At 43.1% G+C, this 17,183-nt stretch carries 16 protein-coding genes and 2 pseudogenes; 10 read left to right on the top strand and 8 right to left on the bottom strand.

What is annotated here, in order from left to right:
• Window positions 1-23: 23 nt before the first annotated feature.
• On the top strand, window positions 24-749 hold the full coding sequence (locus H6F41_RS13690; protein ID WP_190404031.1) for a Uma2 family endonuclease: 726 nt from the start codon (window positions 24-26) through the stop codon (window positions 747-749).
• 7 nt (window positions 750-756) lie between these two features.
• Here H6F41_RS13690 and dnaG read toward each other — a convergent pair whose 3' ends face one another.
• From dnaG to H6F41_RS13705, 3 genes are all read right to left on the bottom strand, one after another.
• Window positions 757-2,721, bottom strand: a complete 1,965-nt coding sequence (dnaG, locus tag H6F41_RS13695; RefSeq protein WP_190404032.1) for a DNA primase — start codon at window positions 2,719-2,721, stop codon at window positions 757-759.
• 181 nt (window positions 2,722-2,902) lie between these two features.
• Complete coding sequence (locus H6F41_RS13700; RefSeq protein WP_190404033.1) at window positions 2,903-4,117, bottom strand: 4-hydroxy-3-methylbut-2-enyl diphosphate reductase; 1,215 nt, start codon at window positions 4,115-4,117, stop codon at window positions 2,903-2,905.
• Between the two features lie 98 nt (window positions 4,118-4,215).
• Window positions 4,216-5,310, bottom strand: coding sequence for a patatin-like phospholipase family protein (locus H6F41_RS13705; protein ID WP_190404034.1), 1,095 nt, complete (start codon window positions 5,308-5,310; stop codon window positions 4,216-4,218).
• A 510-nt stretch (window positions 5,311-5,820) separates the two neighbouring features.
• Between H6F41_RS13705 and H6F41_RS13710 the strand changes: the two genes are divergently transcribed.
• Window positions 5,821-6,423 (top strand): nitroreductase family protein, encoded by a 603-nt coding sequence (locus H6F41_RS13710; protein WP_190404035.1) that lies wholly within the window; start codon window positions 5,821-5,823, stop codon window positions 6,421-6,423.
• 59 nt (window positions 6,424-6,482) lie between these two features.
• Here H6F41_RS13710 and psaK read toward each other — a convergent pair whose 3' ends face one another.
• Together psaK and H6F41_RS13720 are read right to left on the bottom strand one after the other, a co-directional pair.
• Window positions 6,483-6,755 (bottom strand): photosystem I reaction center subunit PsaK, encoded by a 273-nt coding sequence (gene psaK, locus H6F41_RS13715; protein WP_190404036.1) that lies wholly within the window; start codon window positions 6,753-6,755, stop codon window positions 6,483-6,485.
• A gap of 167 nt (window positions 6,756-6,922) precedes the next feature.
• The gene (locus tag H6F41_RS13720; protein WP_190404037.1) at window positions 6,923-8,548 is read right to left on the bottom strand and encodes a transglutaminase-like domain-containing protein; all 1,626 of its coding nucleotides are present in this window, start codon (window positions 8,546-8,548) and stop codon (window positions 6,923-6,925) included.
• Window positions 8,549-9,082: 534 nt separating this feature from the next.
• On the opposite strand from H6F41_RS13720, the gene rpsN reads away from it, so the two are divergent.
• Together rpsN and H6F41_RS13730 are read left to right on the top strand one after the other, a co-directional pair.
• The gene (gene rpsN, locus H6F41_RS13725) at window positions 9,083-9,388 is read left to right on the top strand and encodes a 30S ribosomal protein S14 (protein ID WP_190404038.1); all 306 of its coding nucleotides are present in this window, start codon (window positions 9,083-9,085) and stop codon (window positions 9,386-9,388) included.
• A 123-nt stretch (window positions 9,389-9,511) separates the two neighbouring features.
• A complete protein-coding gene (locus tag H6F41_RS13730; protein ID WP_190404039.1) occupies window positions 9,512-10,639 on the top strand; it encodes a glycosyltransferase family 4 protein in 1,128 nt (375 codons plus the stop codon).
• Between the two features lie 123 nt (window positions 10,640-10,762).
• On the opposite strand, the gene H6F41_RS13735 is transcribed toward H6F41_RS13730, so the two are convergent.
• Entirely contained in the window at window positions 10,763-12,991 is a 2,229-nt protein-coding gene (locus tag H6F41_RS13735) for an NADP-dependent isocitrate dehydrogenase (RefSeq protein WP_190404040.1), read from the bottom strand.
• Window positions 12,992-13,247: 256 nt separating this feature from the next.
• Between H6F41_RS13735 and H6F41_RS13740 the strand changes: the two genes are divergently transcribed.
• Window positions 13,248-13,496: a helix-turn-helix domain-containing protein gene (locus H6F41_RS13740; protein ID WP_190404041.1), complete on the top strand. Its 249-nt coding sequence runs from the start codon at window positions 13,248-13,250 to the stop codon at window positions 13,494-13,496.
• Window positions 13,497-13,540: 44 nt separating this feature from the next.
• A complete protein-coding gene (locus H6F41_RS13745) occupies window positions 13,541-14,518 on the top strand; it encodes a DNA-methyltransferase (protein ID WP_190404042.1) in 978 nt (325 codons plus the stop codon).
• Window positions 14,519-14,546: 28 nt separating this feature from the next.
• On the opposite strand, the gene H6F41_RS13750 is transcribed toward H6F41_RS13745, so the two are convergent.
• Window positions 14,547-15,140 carry a PDDEXK family nuclease gene (locus H6F41_RS13750; RefSeq protein ID WP_190404043.1) on the bottom strand — a complete coding sequence of 198 codons (594 nt, stop codon included), beginning with the start codon at window positions 15,138-15,140 and terminating at the stop codon, window positions 14,547-14,549.
• 314 nt (window positions 15,141-15,454) lie between these two features.
• On the opposite strand from H6F41_RS13750, the gene H6F41_RS13755 reads away from it, so the two are divergent.
• The 4 genes and pseudogenes from H6F41_RS13755 to H6F41_RS13770 form a co-directional block, all read left to right on the top strand.
• Window positions 15,455-15,676 (top strand): hypothetical protein, encoded by a 222-nt coding sequence (locus H6F41_RS13755; RefSeq protein ID WP_190404044.1) that lies wholly within the window; start codon window positions 15,455-15,457, stop codon window positions 15,674-15,676.
• Window positions 15,654-15,866, top strand: a complete 213-nt coding sequence (locus H6F41_RS13760; RefSeq protein ID WP_190404045.1) for a ParE family toxin-like protein — start codon at window positions 15,654-15,656, stop codon at window positions 15,864-15,866. Before H6F41_RS13755 ends, H6F41_RS13760 begins: the two co-directional genes overlap by 23 nt.
• 184 nt (window positions 15,867-16,050) lie before the next feature.
• Window positions 16,051-16,257, top strand: a complete 207-nt coding sequence (locus tag H6F41_RS13765; protein ID WP_190404046.1) for a hypothetical protein — start codon at window positions 16,051-16,053, stop codon at window positions 16,255-16,257.
• Between the two features lie 17 nt (window positions 16,258-16,274).
• A pseudogene (locus tag H6F41_RS13770) lies at window positions 16,275-16,397 on the top strand (type II toxin-antitoxin system RelE/ParE family toxin); the annotation flags it as partial.
• A gap of 54 nt (window positions 16,398-16,451) precedes the next feature.
• Here H6F41_RS13770 and H6F41_RS13775 read toward each other — a convergent pair.
• A pseudogene (locus tag H6F41_RS13775) lies at window positions 16,452-17,183 on the bottom strand (IS1 family transposase); the annotation flags it as partial.

Raw genomic sequence — 17,183 nt, forward strand, 5'->3', positions numbered from 1 at the left:
TTTTGCGGTTGAGGTCAATTTTTATGGTTCTCCAAGTCTCACCCATCAAAATCGAGCCAAATATTACTTGGGAAGCTTTACCCGCCGACTTTGTATTACCTGATGATCCTGTGGAAAATATTCAACAACCGATTTTGGCGGCGGCGCTGACTGAGGCACTAGGAGCCGCAGGACTGATCCAGCCAGAAATGCTGATTGGTTCTAACTTTGGTTTAGTTGCTTCAGTCAATTCACGAACTATTGTCAAAGCCCCTGATTGGTTCTATGTGCCTAGGGTCTATTCCATTGGCGGAGAATTTACTCGGCGCAGTTACACCCAAAATCTAGAGGGTGAACCCGTCGCGATCGCGATGGAATTTCTTTCAGAGACAGAGGGAGGTGAACTTTCAATTAGAGCAACGCCTCCCTATGGCAAGCTGTATTTCTACGAAAGAATTTTGCAAGTGCCAACCTATGTCATTTACGATCCTTCTGTACCGAGTTTAGAAGTACGGTGCTTACAAAATGGTCGTTATGTATTGCAAGAAGCCAATACTCAAGGACAGGTATGGATTCCTGAATTAGAATTGTTTCTAGGAATTTGGTCAGGCGCGAGACTGGGACAATCCATCAACTGGTTGCGTTGGTACGATCGCGCTGGCAAGTTACTATTATGGAGTTCTGAGCAAGTTGAACAAGAGCGCCAAAGATCTGAAATACTAGCAGCAAAGTTGCGTGAACTTGGTGTTGATCCCGATACTCTGACTTAAATTAATTTTAAAACTCGATCGCATTTTTATCACTCGTGCTAGTACTAGTACCAGAAAGATCAAGATAGTTAACTTCTATCTGTTTACGGATTTCGGCTTTACGTTGTCTTGCTTCCTTGATTTTAGTTTGACATTCATAACCAAAATCTGGATTAGCAATCACATCAACAGTTTGATATTTACTGAGCCAGTCTTTTTCATGTTTTTCGCACATGATGTATTGAATTTTTGCGATCGCAGTTCTGACAACAATTTGTGGGCGCAGCAAACCGATGCGCGAGTTTTCATCCAGCCAGAGTAAATGCTGTAATTGCTGAGCAACATCTTCATTTTCGGCACAGAGAATCTGTAATTGTTGTACTAGATGATCGGGATAGGGTTCTTCGGCAGCAAGGGATGTTTTATTGGCTTGGAGCAGATTGAGAATTGTTTGCCAAAGATAGCGATGATTTGATTGCGTAAATTCAATATTTTCTTCTTCGGCAATCTCTTGATATAGATAAGCGCGATGTTGCGGGAAATGTAGATATATTTGCAACAGTTGAGTTTCGGCAATATGTAAGGCGTTGGTGGTAGTGGTTAGGGAAGGCGCGGGCTTGTTACTGTTCCACCGTGTATTGCGTAACTGGCGGCGAAGATCTTGCTCTAGGCGCAATGCCAGATAGGAATTACCTTGAGATAATTTTTGAGCAGAAGTATGGATGTAATGAGTACGAAAGAAGGAATCAACAGGTAAATTATTTAATAGTTGCGCGATTGCTTGACTACTTTTTTGAAAACGATCGGCTTGATTTAAGTCTTGTCCCGTGAGGATTTGATCGATCTGCCAATCAAGAAATAGTGGCGCATTTTTAAGCAAATCTTGATATGCCTCAGCGCTATGTTGTTTGAGATATTCATCGGCATCCTTACCATCGGGTATCGTTAGCACTCTTAGTTGCACCGTGCCATTAAAGACTAATTCCTTAAAACCTGCGATCGCCTTTTCTGCCGCCGTGATTCCCGCCTTATCCGCATCAAAGTTCAAAATTACATTTTTAGTTTCGGTATAGCGCAATAACTGCTTCATTTGGTCAGCATTAAGGGCGACACCCATCGTGGCGATCGCCTGACTAATTCCTGATTGATGCAAGGCGATCGCATCAAAATAACCTTCTACAACTATTGCTTGATCGGATTTGGATATCGCATCTCGCGCCTTATCCATTCCAAACAGAACCGTACCCTTGCTAAAGAGTTCCGTTTCAGGTGAGTTTAAATATTTGGGTTCTTCATCACCAAGGGAACGCCCACCAAAGGCAATCACCCGACCGCGAGTATCGTGAATCGGAATCATCAGACGATCGCGAAAGCGATCGTAAAAGCCATTGCCTGTTTTGCGTGGAACAATTAAACCTGCTTCTTCTACTAAATTTACAGGGATTTGCTTTTGCTGTACCAGATAGCCCATCAGGGTTTCCCAACCCGCAGGCGCATAACCCAGTTGAAATTTTTGGATTGTCTCTTTGCTCATTTGCCGCTTGTCGGTGAGATAGGCAAGAGCTGCGCGCCCCTGTGGTGCGTAGAGTGCGTGCTGATAAAAACTGGTCGTCAATGCCATCACTTCATAGAGGCGATCGCGATGGGAGATTTGACGTTGAATTTCCTTGGCTCTTTCTGGCTCAACGGTTTGAATGGGAACGTTGTATCGTTTCGCCAAATCCAAAACTACGTCAGAGAAAGATCTCTTATCAATCTCCATCAAAAACTTGACTGCACCACCTGCTGCCCCACAGTTAAAGCAGTGATACATCTGTCGTGAGGGATTAACCGTTAAAGCTGTGGCATTTGTCCCGTTGTGAAAAGGACATGCTCCCCGAAAATTTGCCCCACTTTTTCGTAGCACAACCCGTTCAGACACGATATCGACGATATCGGCCCGTTGACTTACTTGGTCAATAGTATCTTTGTGGAGCTGAAACTGTGCCGCCATAATCGCGATCGCCTATTTGTAAATCGCTGGATGCGTAGCTAAACTGTCAAAATTCTAGTTAATTTATTATCCTGTAAGCTTGGTTGCGATCGCAGTTTTAAAACTCTGATGTTGTGGGGATCACACAATTCTTACGAGGTAATGTAGTGGCAATTCATGAATTGCCACTACATTACGTCACTTATAGAGAATTTTTGAGTGCAAAAATCCTGTTAATCACATCCTCAACTACGCGATCGGGAGTAGAAGCGCCAGAGGTAATACCAACCTTGATGTTGCCTGTGGGTAACCAATGATCAGCTTTTTCGATGGCTTTACCCAATGGCTTATGCTCAATTGTCTCCGCCGAAATAATCCGATGCACATCATCAATGTGATAGGAAGGCAGATTTCGCTCGATCGCAATTTCCTGTAAATGGGTTGTATTTGAAGAATTGTAGCCACCGATGACGATCATCAAATCGATATCTTCTTCGACAATCTCAAACATGGCATCTTGACGCTCTTGAGTCGCATCGCAAATAGTGTTAAAAGCAAGGAAATGCTCATTGAGATGTTCCACACCATACTTTTGCATCATGGTTCTTTCAAACAATTTGCCAATTGCTTCAGTCTCACCTTTGAGCATCGTCGTTTGGTTTGCCACACCGACGCGCTCTAGATCTCGATCAGGGTCAAAACCTGCGGATATTGCCTTGCTAAATTTAGTCAAAAATTCTTGACGATCGCCACCATTGAGCATGTAGTTCGCCACGTACTCAGCTTCCTTCATATTTAGCACCACTAGATAGCGCTTGGCATAGGAACTCGTAGCAATGGTTTCCTCATGGTTATATTTACCATGCACAATGGAAGTAAAGTCAGCCTTCTTATGCTTCTCTACACGATTCCAAACCTTAGATACCCAAGGGCAGGTGGTATCCACAATCTTGCTGCCAAGACGATCGAATAACTGGGTTTCCTGCACACTTGCACCAAACGCAGGCAAAATCACCACATCACCCTGTCCAATCTCCGAAAAGTCCTTAGTTCCATCATCCTTGACGGGTACAAATTGAACTTCCATTTCCTTAAGCTTGGCATTAACGGAAGGATTGTGAATAATTTCATTGGTAATCCAAATCCGTTCATTGGGGAACTGAGTGCGGGTTTCATAGGCCATTGCCACCGCTCTTTCGACACCCCAACAAAAACCAAAGGATTTTGCCAAATAAATTGTCACATCACCCTGTGTATAAACATAGTTATGCTCACGAATAGTTTGGATGAGGTCGCTATGATATTGTGATCGCATGGTTGATTCGGCTTCTTCCCCATGCCCAAAACTTTGGCGAAAATAGTTGGGAGACTTGTGCAAAGCTCTCCGCATAGCTTGCGTATCGAGCGTATTGTCCATGCGCTTAAAATGACATCCTAGGTAATTGTGCTGAAAGTATTATAACGGGCAGCCGTGAAAATTCGCGCCGCCACGTTATCTCAATCAGGGGTTTGGTATTACTGACTGATAGTTTCGGCAAGCCGATTTAGTCGCTCATCTACAAATTTTTGCTCAAGGAAATTCTGGGCTACTGTTTCTAGATTCCGCAAATTCCCTTCGTTGGCTTGAAATGTAGAGACATTCTTGCTCTTGTCTTTATAGCTAGGAATTAGCGGCTGATAACGATCATAGCCATGATCCAACAACTGCTTGGCAATATAGTCAACCGAATCGGCTGAGCCATCAGAAAATACATCAAGGAGAGGAATTCCATTAAAAACACTGAGCCAGTCCAATGCGCCCCAAGTTTTTGCTTGGTGAGGAGTGATGCGATTTTCTAGCTGTCCTGTCCCAAACGATGCAACAAAGATATTCTCTAAACTCGCAGATTTTTGAGTTTCATCGCATTTACTCATTTTGATGGCTTCTGCGATCGCACATAAGGTCGGATTGTTAGCAACCACACCACCATCAATGATGGGAACACCCTTAACATCATCAGGAATAGCGATATTTACAGGATTCTTAATAATTGAATGGGTAGGGTTATCTTTTAAATTCTCAATGTAGTTTGGCTCAGTCAAAATATATCCAGCGAATGCTGTAGGCGCAGCCGAAGAACATCGACAAACTTCCCAAATCGGAATTTGACTAAATTCCATTTGATTGCTTTTAAAAACTACCGCATTGCGATTGTAAGTGTCATAGGCAACTACGATCGTGGGCGGTAGTGAACCAAATAGATCGTGGTCGAAAATTTGGGGACTTTGCAGTACAGACTCCAGTCCTTGCGATGGAAATAGAGGCAGAGACAAATCAAATTTCGTAATTCTTTCGATCAGACTATTCCACAAAAACGAGAGGCTAGTCATATTGGGGAATATGCTCATACCTTTCTCTCTGTAAAATCGACTGATTTCTGAAGCAGGTATGCCTCTGGCGATCGCACAGGCAATGATGCTACCTGTCGAAGTCCCTGCGAATAGGTCAAAATAATTGTTGAGACGTGAACCTAATTTCTGCTCCAATCGCTCCAATATAATCGTTGTGATCAGTCCACGAATACCGCCGCCATCGCAAGACAGAATTTTAAATTTGTGGGAGTTACTCATTAAATTTCACCTCTTATCAATCTCATATAGTATGCCACCACTTAATTTTCTAAGCAGATAAGTAACTGGGCGCAATTAAATATAAAACCCTAAAACCTGTAGCGCACGCTGCGCGTGCGCTACAGGTTTTAGGGTTTTAATTCTAGCTAAAGGGTAAATTCCCCGCTGCTCTGCGGCGTGAGTATATTCTGTCAAAAAAGAATTTAGATACCCCGTCCGCTTGCGGCGGGGTTATTCATTTATGCCTAGCTACTTATAGCCAAGTATTGTGGTTTTCAGTTGAGCATGGCACAAAAAAGTAGTGGCAATTCATGAATTGCCACTACTTTCTGTACTGTATTCATTTGTAAACTGCAATAAGTTAAGACATGAAAGCAAAATAGAGTTGCAGCGCGAAGCGCTGCAACTCTATTTTGCTTTTTGGTTTTGCCCTAACGTAGTTGGCTGTAGCTATAAAATAATGAGGAACTGTAAATTCATACTTATTTGTCTAGGAATGCTTAATTAAATATGGAAAAAGTTGCAATTACCAATCACGAAATTCATCCTTTAATCGCTAAAAGATGGAGTCCAAGAGCTTTTGATAGCAGTAAGCTTGTGGAAACGGAAAAACTTTCCCAAATTTTTGAGGCGGCAAGATGGTCAGCATCTTGTTTTAATGATCAGCCTTGGGTCTTTATTGTTGCCACCAAAGATGACACTGTGAACTATCAAAAAATGCTGGATTGCCTAGTTCCCTTTAATGTCTCTTGGGCGCAGGCTGCACCAGTTTTGGGTTTAGTAGTCGCTCAAAAAAACTTTAAGCACAATGGCAAGCCCAATGCTTTTGGGGAATATGATGCAGGACAAGCAGTAGCAACCCTCGTATTACAAGCCACGGCGCTCGATCTCGTCGCGCACCAAATAGGTGGCTTTGATGCCGAGATTGCGATCGCAAGTTTTCATATCCCTGAAACCGCAAAACCTGTTGCTGCGATCGCAATCGGTTATGCAGGGGAGGTCAGCAACTTGCCCGCAGATTTGCGAGAACGGGAGAACGCACCTCGCGAACGTCAGTCTCTATCTAGTTTTGTATTTACTGGCGAATGGGGTAATGCAGCTTCATTTGTTTAGCGCTTCAAATCAATAAAGGCGGCGCTTCGCGCCGCCTTTATTGATTTGAAGGAGAAAATTTATAGCAAGCCAGCTTGAGCAAGACCCAAGATCAAACCTGCGCCAAGAACATGACCAAAGCTAGTAACTGCTAGTAACTCTGGCAAACCAAAACCTGAAAATAACCCAGGTAATGCGACAGGTAAGCTAGGTCCAACACCCTTGACTTTGATGCCATAGCGAGCAACAACCAACGCAAAAACATTGGCAGTAATCATGATTAAAGCCACGTTTATAGACCAAACGGGGGTTGCAGGAACGGCGGCGAGAAGATTAAGAGAAATATTTGTCATAGGTCTAATTACTTATAAAAAATTTTATTTCCATAATCCTAAGAGGTATCAAGACATCAAAAAAATCTTCTTAAGTTAAATTTATGAAACTTAGCAATCAGTTACAGTTCACAAACCAGATCTTGTTCCGCTCGCGTAGCAGGCGGAACAAGATCTGCGGTTTTAAGTTAGATTTCTTCTAAAACTTTAAATCGAACATGATTGAGAGCTAATTCACCAATGGAATAGGGTTGAGGCTGAATTGTCTCAAAAAATATGCCTTTCCCAATCTCCACATGATACCAAGGCAAACCCATAAACCAGCGCGTAGGATAGGGACGATAGCCAGTATCGTCAGGATTAGACTCCATCGGTAACCAACCAATACTGGGAATATAAAACTCAATCCAAACATGATTGTAGTATTGATGCAACGGCACATTCATGACCATATCGCTCTCATGGGGGCATTTATAGCGTCCTACGGTGCGGCAAGCAATACCATTTAATCGCGTCAGCGCTAATAGTAAGCCCACATACTCGCCACAGGAGCCTGTACCTCTCTCAAGCACTTCTTCTGGGGGGGCAATGTACGGAGTCACGCGATAGGAAAGCTTGTCATAGACATAATCACGAATGCGGAGCATCTTTCGCAAAATGTTGGTTTCATCGCCCACTGCTTCCCTTGCTGCTGCTTGGATAATCGGATGATCCATACTCAATCCATCATCATCGATAAGATAAAGTTTCTGCATTTCTGGTGATAAATCAGGGACAAATTCCACTTCACTATCTTTAAGTTCATACTTAATGCCGCGCAGTTCCAAAGTGGCTTTCCATCCAAACATCCGCGCTTCTTCTGGTTTCAGATTGCCTAAATTGAAAGCTGCAACCCTTTGTCCATCCACAATTTCCTCTGAAAAGGGAATGCCGATTGGCTCGATCGTTAATAATTTTTGACGATAATTATCTGTGGGATAGGCAACGCGCCATGTGAGGTTATAGACGGAAGTTGGTTCTTCTGAAGAGAGTTCTTCTAAATAGATCATCTCAACTTTATAGCCATTGGTTAGCGTGTAGTTCAGCTTGCCATCTTGATATTGCGTAAACTTCAGCCGATGAATAAAGGTTTTTTCTCGCGAAGAGACTGAGAAGGGTTGATCTAAATCATTAGGATTCTCCCGAATGTAATTTTCATCGCTTGAGTAAACCACGTATAGGTCTTTTTCTAAAAATCCTAAGCCCACTGGGTTAGGGAATGGGGTCAAGCCACGATGGATCACTTCACCTGTTTTAGCGTTAAGTCGATAGACTGTTTCTTCAGTGCGATCGCAAACCCATAAATCTTCACCCACCAAGGTTAATGACTCAAAACCTGCACCAGGGGCATCCATAATCCTTAGCAAAGTTCTTGTGGCACGTCCAAACACAAAAATTTTGCCAACTTCGCTAGAACTGACATAGACCCCACCCTCAGACACCGCAATACCATCGATGCGATTGGGTAACTCCATAAATGGCTGTAGATCGAAATCAACTAGATCGCAGTAATAAATACTGTTGTCCTTAACAATCCAAAGTGTTTCCCCTGCGATCGCTAAGCCAGTGGCATCCCGAAATTGAAATGCAGTGTAATTATTAAGTACCGTTGCCCCTTCAGAAATCGGATCGATTTTGAGCAGATGTCCTTGGTAAGCATCCACACAAAGGGCATAGGGCTTGCTCTGATCATCATTACTTACATCAATTTGCCACACTAAACCATGAAGTTTGTAAGCGCCAATAGGGTAAATCGTGCTTGGTAAGCTAGGCATAGGGTATTTTGACTGGTGGATAAAAGATGAGGGCAAGAGACATCTTTGGACTTCCTGCAACTCTTGATCTGACTTTAAAAGTAATATTACTTCCGTAGCAAAGGTAACACTAGCCTAGAATTGTACAGGGCATTGGTCAGCCAATTAGTAATAGGTGCTGAAACGCAGGAATTCTCATTATGACTTTTGGGTATAAGTAACTAGTCGCAATTAAATATAAAACTCTAAAACCTGTGGCGCACGCTGCGCGTGCGCCACAGGTTTTAGCTCTGGTTTTTAATTCCTAGCTACTTACAAGAAATTAGATACTCCCATCCCATTGGAAGCAATAGCGTTGCGGCGCGAAGCGCCGCAACGCTATTGCTTGGCTTTATATGTCTATTTCTTCAGTGAGAAGGGAGTAAGAGATAAATTATTTTTCATTTCATAAAAAATTATGCTCAACAAATTGACGATTTAGGTTATGATCGGTAACTGTCGCGAATTGTATTAAATTTTTAGACTTTTACCTCTACATCACCTGATAGAACCGCAATGGCTAAGAAAAGCATGATTGAGCGCGAAAAAAAGCGCGCTAAGTTAGTTGAAAAATATGCAGCTAAACTCGAAGCACTCAAAGAAAAGTTTGCCAGCCCCGAACTGACACAACAACAAAAAGTTGCTGTCCACCGTGAAATCCAACAAATTCCTCGTAACGCCAACCCTACCCGTCACCGCAACCGTTGCTGGGCGACTGGTCGTCCTCGTGGCTACTACAAAGATTTTGGTCTATGCCGCAACGTCTTGCGTGACATGGCTCACCAAGGATTACTACCAGGCGTAGTTAAATCTAGCTGGTAATTTTTCCAAATAAATAGCAAAAGAAAAAGACTGGGCATTGCCTAGTCTTTTTCTTTTGGGTCACAGCTTACCCCGCTATAGTATGATTCTGTCAGCCCATAGCAATCGCTCCCCTTACAGTCTATGCGTATCGCCATCTTTACCGAGACCTTCTTACCCAAAATTGACGGCATTGTAACTCGCCTCAAATACACCGTTGAATATTTGGTCAAACTCGGTAATCAGGTGATGGTGTTTTCGCCCGATGGTGGTCTTACCGAATATTGCGGCGCTCAGGTTTATGGTGTGTCTGCCTTTGACTTTCCGCTATACCCAGAACTTAAACTAGCCTTGCCACGTCCCTCAATTGGTCATGCCCTAGAGCAGTTTAAGCCTGATATTGTGCATATTGTTAATCCTGCGATTTTGGGAATGGCAGGGTTGTATTATGCCAAATCCATGAACTATCCGTTGATGGCTTCCTATCACACCCATTTGCCCCAGTATTTGCAGCATTACGGTTTGGGATTTTTGGAGGGTCTGATGTGGGAGTTGGTCAAAAATACCCACAATCAAGCCAAGCTCAATCTCTGTACCTCCACTGCGATGATCGACGAATTGCGATCGCACGGAGTGGAAAAGCTCGATCTATGGCAACGCGGGGTAGATACAGTCCAGTTTCATCCGCGCTTTAAAAATGCCGAAATGCGATCGCAACTTTCTCAGGGACATCCTCAAGATCGATTATTTCTGTATGTGGGTAGGCTGTCGGCGGAGAAGGAAATTCAGCAAATTTTGCCAGTATTACAAGCCATTCCCAACAGTCGTCTCGCTCTAGTCGGTAATGGGCCCTATCGGCAAGAACTAGAGAAAATCTTTGCAGGTACAAACACTAACTTTGTCGGCTATTTACGCGGTGATGATCTAGCTGCCGCCTTTGCCTCTAGCGATGCCTTTCTCTTCCCATCACGCACCGAAACCCTTGGGTTAGTGCTACTCGAAGCGATGGCGGCGGGTTGCCCCGTGGTGGCAGCAAATTCGGGCGGTATTCCCGACATTGTGACCAATGGCGTTAATGGCTATTTGTTTGACCCCAATGACAGCAACGGTTTGGTCAAAGCAACTCAAAATCTATTGCAGGATCGGCATGAGCATATGTGCATTGAAGCGCGTCTAGAGGCAGAAAAATGGAGCTGGGATGCGGCAACGCGACAGTTGCAGGGGTATTACGAGCAAGTAATTGAGGCTTGTCAACCAGTTTTGAGTACATAAAAGCTTCTAAGCCCTCACCCCTAGCTACTCTCCTACGGGAGAGGGGAATAAGAAAAAATATCTTAGTTCCCCTTCTCGCAGACAGGAGAAGGGGCTGGGGATGAGGGCAAATCTTTGCGCGATTTACAGAGCTGCGATCGCAAGATTGAGGGTCTGGCTAGGACGCATGGCTTGACTGGTCTTTTCCGAATTGGTCAAATAATAACCACCAATATCAACGGGCTGACCTTGGACTGCGCTCAATTCCGCGATAATTTGGCTTTCTTGGTCGGCAAGTTGTTGCGCTAATTTGGTGAACCTTGCCTTCAGTTCCAAATTCTCATTCTGTTCCGCCAGAGCTTGCGCCCAATAGAGGGCAATGTAAAAGTGACTGCCACGATTATCAATACCCCCGATTTTGCGAGAGGGGGATTTATCGTTATTTAGATAGAGGCTATTCGCTTGGTCAAGTGCCTTAGCCAAGATCAGCGCATTCTCATTATTAGTTTTACGTCCGAGGTCTTCGAGGGTAACTGCGATCGCTAAAAATTCTCCGAGTGAGTCCCAGCGTAAATGACCTTCTTCAAGGAACTGCTGCACATGCTTAGGGGCAGAGCCACCTGCACCTGTTTCAAACAACCCCCCCCCTGCGAGTAATGGCACAATCGAGAGCATTTTGGCACTAGTACCAAGCTCCAAAATGGGGAATAAGTCCGTGAGATAGTCGCGCAACACGTTACCTGTTACCGAAATCACATTCTTGCCCACTTTAATTTGCTCACAGGTAAATTTCATCGCTGCCACAGGTGACATAATCCGAATATCTAAGCCTGTGGTGTCATGCTCTGGTAGATATTTTTTGACCTTAGCGATCAAATTAGCATCATGGGCGCGATGTTCATCTAGCCAAAAAATGGTCGGGTTGCCTGTGGCTTTGGCGCGACTGACCGCTAGTTTTATCCAATCTTGAATTGGCAAATCTTTAGTTTGACACATCCGCCAGATGTCACCTTTAGCGACAGAATGCTCAATGAGTACCTTGCCCGTTTCGTCAATGACGCGCACTAAACCATCAGCAGTAATTTCAAAAGTCTTATCGTGGGAACCATATTCTTCAGCTTTTTGAGCCATCAAGCCCACATTGGCAACATTGCCCATCGTGGTGACATCAAATGCGCCATGCTCCTGACAGAATTCGATACAGGCTTGGTAGATCGTGGCATAACTGCGATCGGGAATCATCGCCTTGGTGTCGTAAGCCTTGCCATCTGCCCCCCACATCTTGCCAGAGGAGCGGATGGCCGCCGCCATTGATGCGTCAATAATCACATCGCTAGGAACGTGCAAATTGGTAATCCCCTTATCAGAGTTGACCATCGCCAGACGGGGTTGCTTCTCATAAACCGCTTGCAAATCTGCGGCGATCGCATCCTTCTGCTCATCAGGTAAAGATTGAATCTTGGCGTAAACATCCCCCAATCCATTATTTAGATTGATTCCCAATTGCTTGAAGATATCAGCATATTTCTCAAATACATCTTGATAATAGACCTTCACCGCATGACCAAAGAGAATCGGGTCAGAGATCTTCATCATTGTCGCCTTGACATGGAGAGATAGTAAAATATCTTCTGACTTCGCCTTAGCTATTTCCTGAGCATAAAAATCTCGCAGAGCTTTGACACTCATCACCGAAGCATCAATTACTTCACCTTCCAATACAGTCGTTTTTTCCTTCAGAACTTGGGTGGAACCATCGGCTGTGATTAATTCAATCTTGACTACGCCCGCCTTGGGAATTACCACCGATTTCTCGCTACCGTAGAAATCCCCCTCCGTCATGTGCGCCACATGGGTTTTAGAATCCTTTGACCATGCGCCAACGGAGTGGGGATGCTTTTGAGCAAATTCCTTAACAGCTAAAGCAACACGGCGATCGCTATTCCCTTCGCGCAACACAGGATTAACCGCACTGCCCAACACTTTAGAATATTTTGCCTTAATCGCTTTCTCTTCGTCGGTTTGAGGATCGGCAGGATAGTTAGGAATGTTATAACCCTTAGCTTGTAACTCTGCGATCGCTGCAATCAACTGTGGCAGAGAGGCGCTAATATTTGGGAGCTTGGTGATATATGCTTCAGGAGTTTGCGCCAAAGCGCCCAGTTCTGCAAGGGCATCGGGTTGACGCTGCGCTTCGGTTAAGTATTCAGGAAAATTCGCAATAATCCGCCCAGCTAGAGAAATATCTTTGAGTTCCACCTCGATGTCGGCGGCTTTTGTAAAAGCTTGGACGATGGGCAGTAGGGAGTAAGTGGCTAGGGCTGGAGCTTCATCGGTAAAGGTATAGGTGATTTTTGAGGTTTGATTGCTCATATCGATTGGGCGGATTTCTTGCGGATCTATTACAGATTAAATGATACATGGCTTAGTTAACCTGATTCGTATCGTTGCATTCAGAAATTAGCCTTACAGCAAAGCACAGAATAATCAATTTATATGCAATCGCATTAACTGTTACCGTGTCTTGTTATCTGGCTGGCGCGCTCGTCTTTCGTAAAACATGAGGTAGGCTTAATTATATAACTTTAAGAATTGAATTTAGGCATCTAAAAGAACTAAATCCTATAGTATGAAAAACTCCGATTCAAGCGCCACTCCTGATTTGCTTTCTGTAGCTCAAACTGCTGAGAAACTTGGCGTAACCCGTCAACGGGTTCATGACCTGATCAAGAATGGTCAGATTATAGCTCGCAAGCTGGGGCGCTATTACTACATAGAATCTAGTGAGATCGAGAGATATGGGAATCAGCCAACAGGGAAACCTTATCAACCGAGAAGTACAACACCTCAAATAGACTCTATTGACAAACGACAATAGAGTATGTAAACTTAGACTATATCAATGTTTTAAATGTTAAATCAATGCTTCCTTTTCAACTAATTTCAACGGATATTGCAAGGCAAAAAGAGTTGCATCAAATATATATGAGTGAGTATGGCATTCTATATCAAGGAGATTGTCTTCAGCTTTTATCAGCGTTACCTAATGAATCCGTAGACCTTATATTTGCTGATCCACCCTTTAATCTTGGTAAAGATTACGGTGAAGGGATAAATGACCAAATGGAACTAGACAAGTATCTAAACTGGTCGCAACAGTGGCTTAGTGAGAGTATTCGAGTGATTAAGCCTGGTGGCAGTCTATTTGTGTTTAATCTGCCTAAATGGTGTGTAGAATATGGAGCATACCTAAATCGAAAAGGAATGTGTTTTCGGCACTGGGTCGCTTGCCGAATGCCAAAAGCTTTTCCTAGAGGTAAAAAGATGTCTCCTGCTCATTATGGGTTACTCTATTACACTAAAGGAGAACCAGCGGTCTTCAACAAGGTCTATACACCTATTCAAGTTTGCAGACATTGTGGCGGAGAAATTCGAGATTATGGTGGGCATCGCAAAAGCCTTAATGAAAAGGGAATTAACTTAATGGATGTTTGGGATATGCCAGAAGATGTTTGGGAGAATGTTCCTATAGCCGATCCTACCGAAGTCCTTTGGACATTGGCAGAGGAGATGTGGACTGATGTTCCACCAGTTCGACATAATCGGCACAAAAAAAGAGTTGCGAATGAACTTGCTCCTATCATGCTAGAGAGGATCATCGCAATGGCATCTAATCCAGGACAGATTGTGGTCGATCCGTTTGGAGGCTCTGGTACTACATTCTATGCAGCAGAAAAATTACATCGCTACTGGATCGGTTCAGAAATAGGGGGAACTGAAGCAGCAATAGACCGACTAACTGATTTGAATAATGGAATAGTAGAGGAATGGGAGTCAGCAAGAGGGCGCAAAAAATTGAAGCAGTCCAAAACAACTACCTCACAACTATCAATTCTTTGAACCACATGATATTTTTGTGCAGAAAATTTCAGATCAATGCACGTCCATCAGTGCCTTTCGCAATTGTTGGGATACTGCTGTCTAATTGATCATGTTCAATCACAAAGATTGCAAGAAATCCATCTTTGATTAGAACTGATCGCCAAACATCAAAGTATGGCTCTAGCTCCTCGTAGTTACCGATTCGATCAGTTAAATAAGGGTAAAGTTTCCTGCTAGGGAGTACCAACGCAGCACCTAGAAAAACACCTCGTAACAATCCAAGAATCATTTTATTGACTGACCGATGACTTGAGGATATATTCCCTGTTTCCCATTCAAGTGCGAAAAGATGATTATCAACTACTTTTGTTGCATCAATTTTTCCTGGTGATCGGGTTGCATAATTAGTTGTAGTTTCGAGATTCCATCCAAATTTATCCCTCAACGCAATCATGCAAGCTTCTTTGATAGGCTTAACCCCATTACCATGTTTTATTGGATTGATTGTGAAGGAGGATGCACCAGGAGGATAAACAATTAAAGAAATCGCCTCACGAACTTCAGCGCGAATCATAGACCAATCGCTTGACTTTTCAAAATTTCCAACACTGATTAGAGAAATCTCTTGAACAATTTTCATATTGATTAATCACATAACTTTGCTAAGCAAGAGTAGTACGGATTTGTCTAATTGTGTCGAGTATACGAAAATATTTTCAAGTTGAGCCGCAACCACATAAGTTTTTAGCTCTGATACCAGACTGAGCCAGAGAGATTATTTTAATTTTTGGATTGGTTTCATCTCGAATCAATCATCTATCACCTAAAGATACGATCATAATTTTGGATGTTTAGGGGGCGATCGCTGTTTGATTTTTGTGGAGTGGAGATCTTTTTACCTCATGATAGGATTTAACAAAGTAAACATACTTGTAATCAAAAATTAATTCTCTTATGAATACCCTATTAGAGATTAAAACAGCGATCGCTAGATTGTCTGATGACGAAACATCAGCATTACTATCGTGGCTACAAGAACGCGCAGAAGATGACTGGGACAAGCAAATCAAGAAAGACTCTGAGCAAGGTAAATTAAACAAAGTCATTCAACGCGCCAAAGCCCATATCGCTGCCAATCGCGTAAAGAAACTAGATGAAGTCATTAACAACTCCTGATTTTTGGGAAGCTTACGCAGCTTTGCCGCCAGCCATCAAAGCACAAGCCAAAAAAACTTATCAAATCTGGCTAAGTGATCGCTTCTATCCATCCCTACACTTTAAAAAAGTCAATCAAAATCTATGGTCTATTCGCATTAATAGAGAATATCGAGCTTTAGCCCTAAAAGAAGGAGATGATTATTACTAGTTTTGGATTGGGTTGCATGACGAATACGAAAGATTGATTGATGAAAGTTGATTTTGAGAAACTGAGATCGCTGTTTGTTTTTTTGTAGAGGCGATCGTGATTTTGGGTGATGAGAGGGCGATCGCTCTACAACCCAAACCCAACTCTATGTTAGGATTTTAGATATTTTAGCGCCTAAAATTATATGAAAAGCCAGTTATTACAATTAGCTTTTGAAATAGAGATTCAAGACGGAGAAAAACTTACAATACCTAGCTCCATAATAGAAGAAATCGGCAAAGGTAAATGGCTTATTACCATCCAGCCAAAATCAGAAATAGACGATCGCGCTCATGATGCCTTTTTAAAAAGTTATTCGCCAGAAGATGAAGGGTTGTATGACGACTATTAAGGCAGGAGAAATTTGGGTTGCATCAATTAAGCGGCGATCGCGAAGGTCAATATAGCATTCGGATTAACAATCAATGGCGTATTTGTTTTGAATGGCAAAATGATGACGCTTTCAATGTGGAAATTGTTGATTATCATTGAGGAATTCAAATGAACGAAGATAAACTTAACCCAATTCATCCTGACACTGGTCAGTTAATTAGTGAGGCAATAAAATCCCCTTGAGGATAATAATTCCAGAATAGAAAGGGGACGATGAAAAAGTCCGATTGCCATAGCAGGGGTCTTGTTCTTGCCCAAACCCACATGAGGTCGTACCCAATTGTGAATTAAGCGTTGTACTGTAATAGCTCGTTGCAAGCCCTCGGTATTTTTAGCATATAGATTTTGTCTGCGACGATAAGCGCTACATCTCCTTCTTAAAGCACTGTTATTTGCTTCATTATGATTGGCATGAACGTCACTCTTGTCGCTAATAGCCGTATATGGATGCTCAGTTTTGAGCCATTCGACTCGACATTTTCCCTGTGAGCCTTTGATTTTGATAGCAACTTCCAAGCCATGTCGCCATACCTTCCAATGTCCATACTCACGGCTTACTTCATTAGATTTGAGGTACACATTTGCCATTTGCCACAGTTGCTGAGCGTAGCGTCTTTCACCATCGGTAAACCATCGAATGTATTGACTTGCCTTTGTCCATTCCCATGCTGTTTTTGTGGCTTTTGCAAATAGTTCTGTGGTTTTGAGTCCTGCCCTTGCCTCAATCCAATAGCGACTTTTACGCTCAATGAATGTCACTGTCCATCCTTTTGACTCACTGGGGGGGAAGGTTCTCGCCTACGCGAGTATAGACTTCATCTCCTTCGATGATGATATCTCCTCCTGCTGGTGCGGTGGGACTCCATTGCTCAGATTGGGTTGCTA

Origin of the sequence: Pseudanabaena mucicola FACHB-723 (assembly GCF_014696385.1) — a bacterium.
In the GTDB taxonomy this organism is placed as follows: Bacteria; Cyanobacteriota; Cyanobacteriia; order Pseudanabaenales; family Pseudanabaenaceae; genus Pseudanabaena.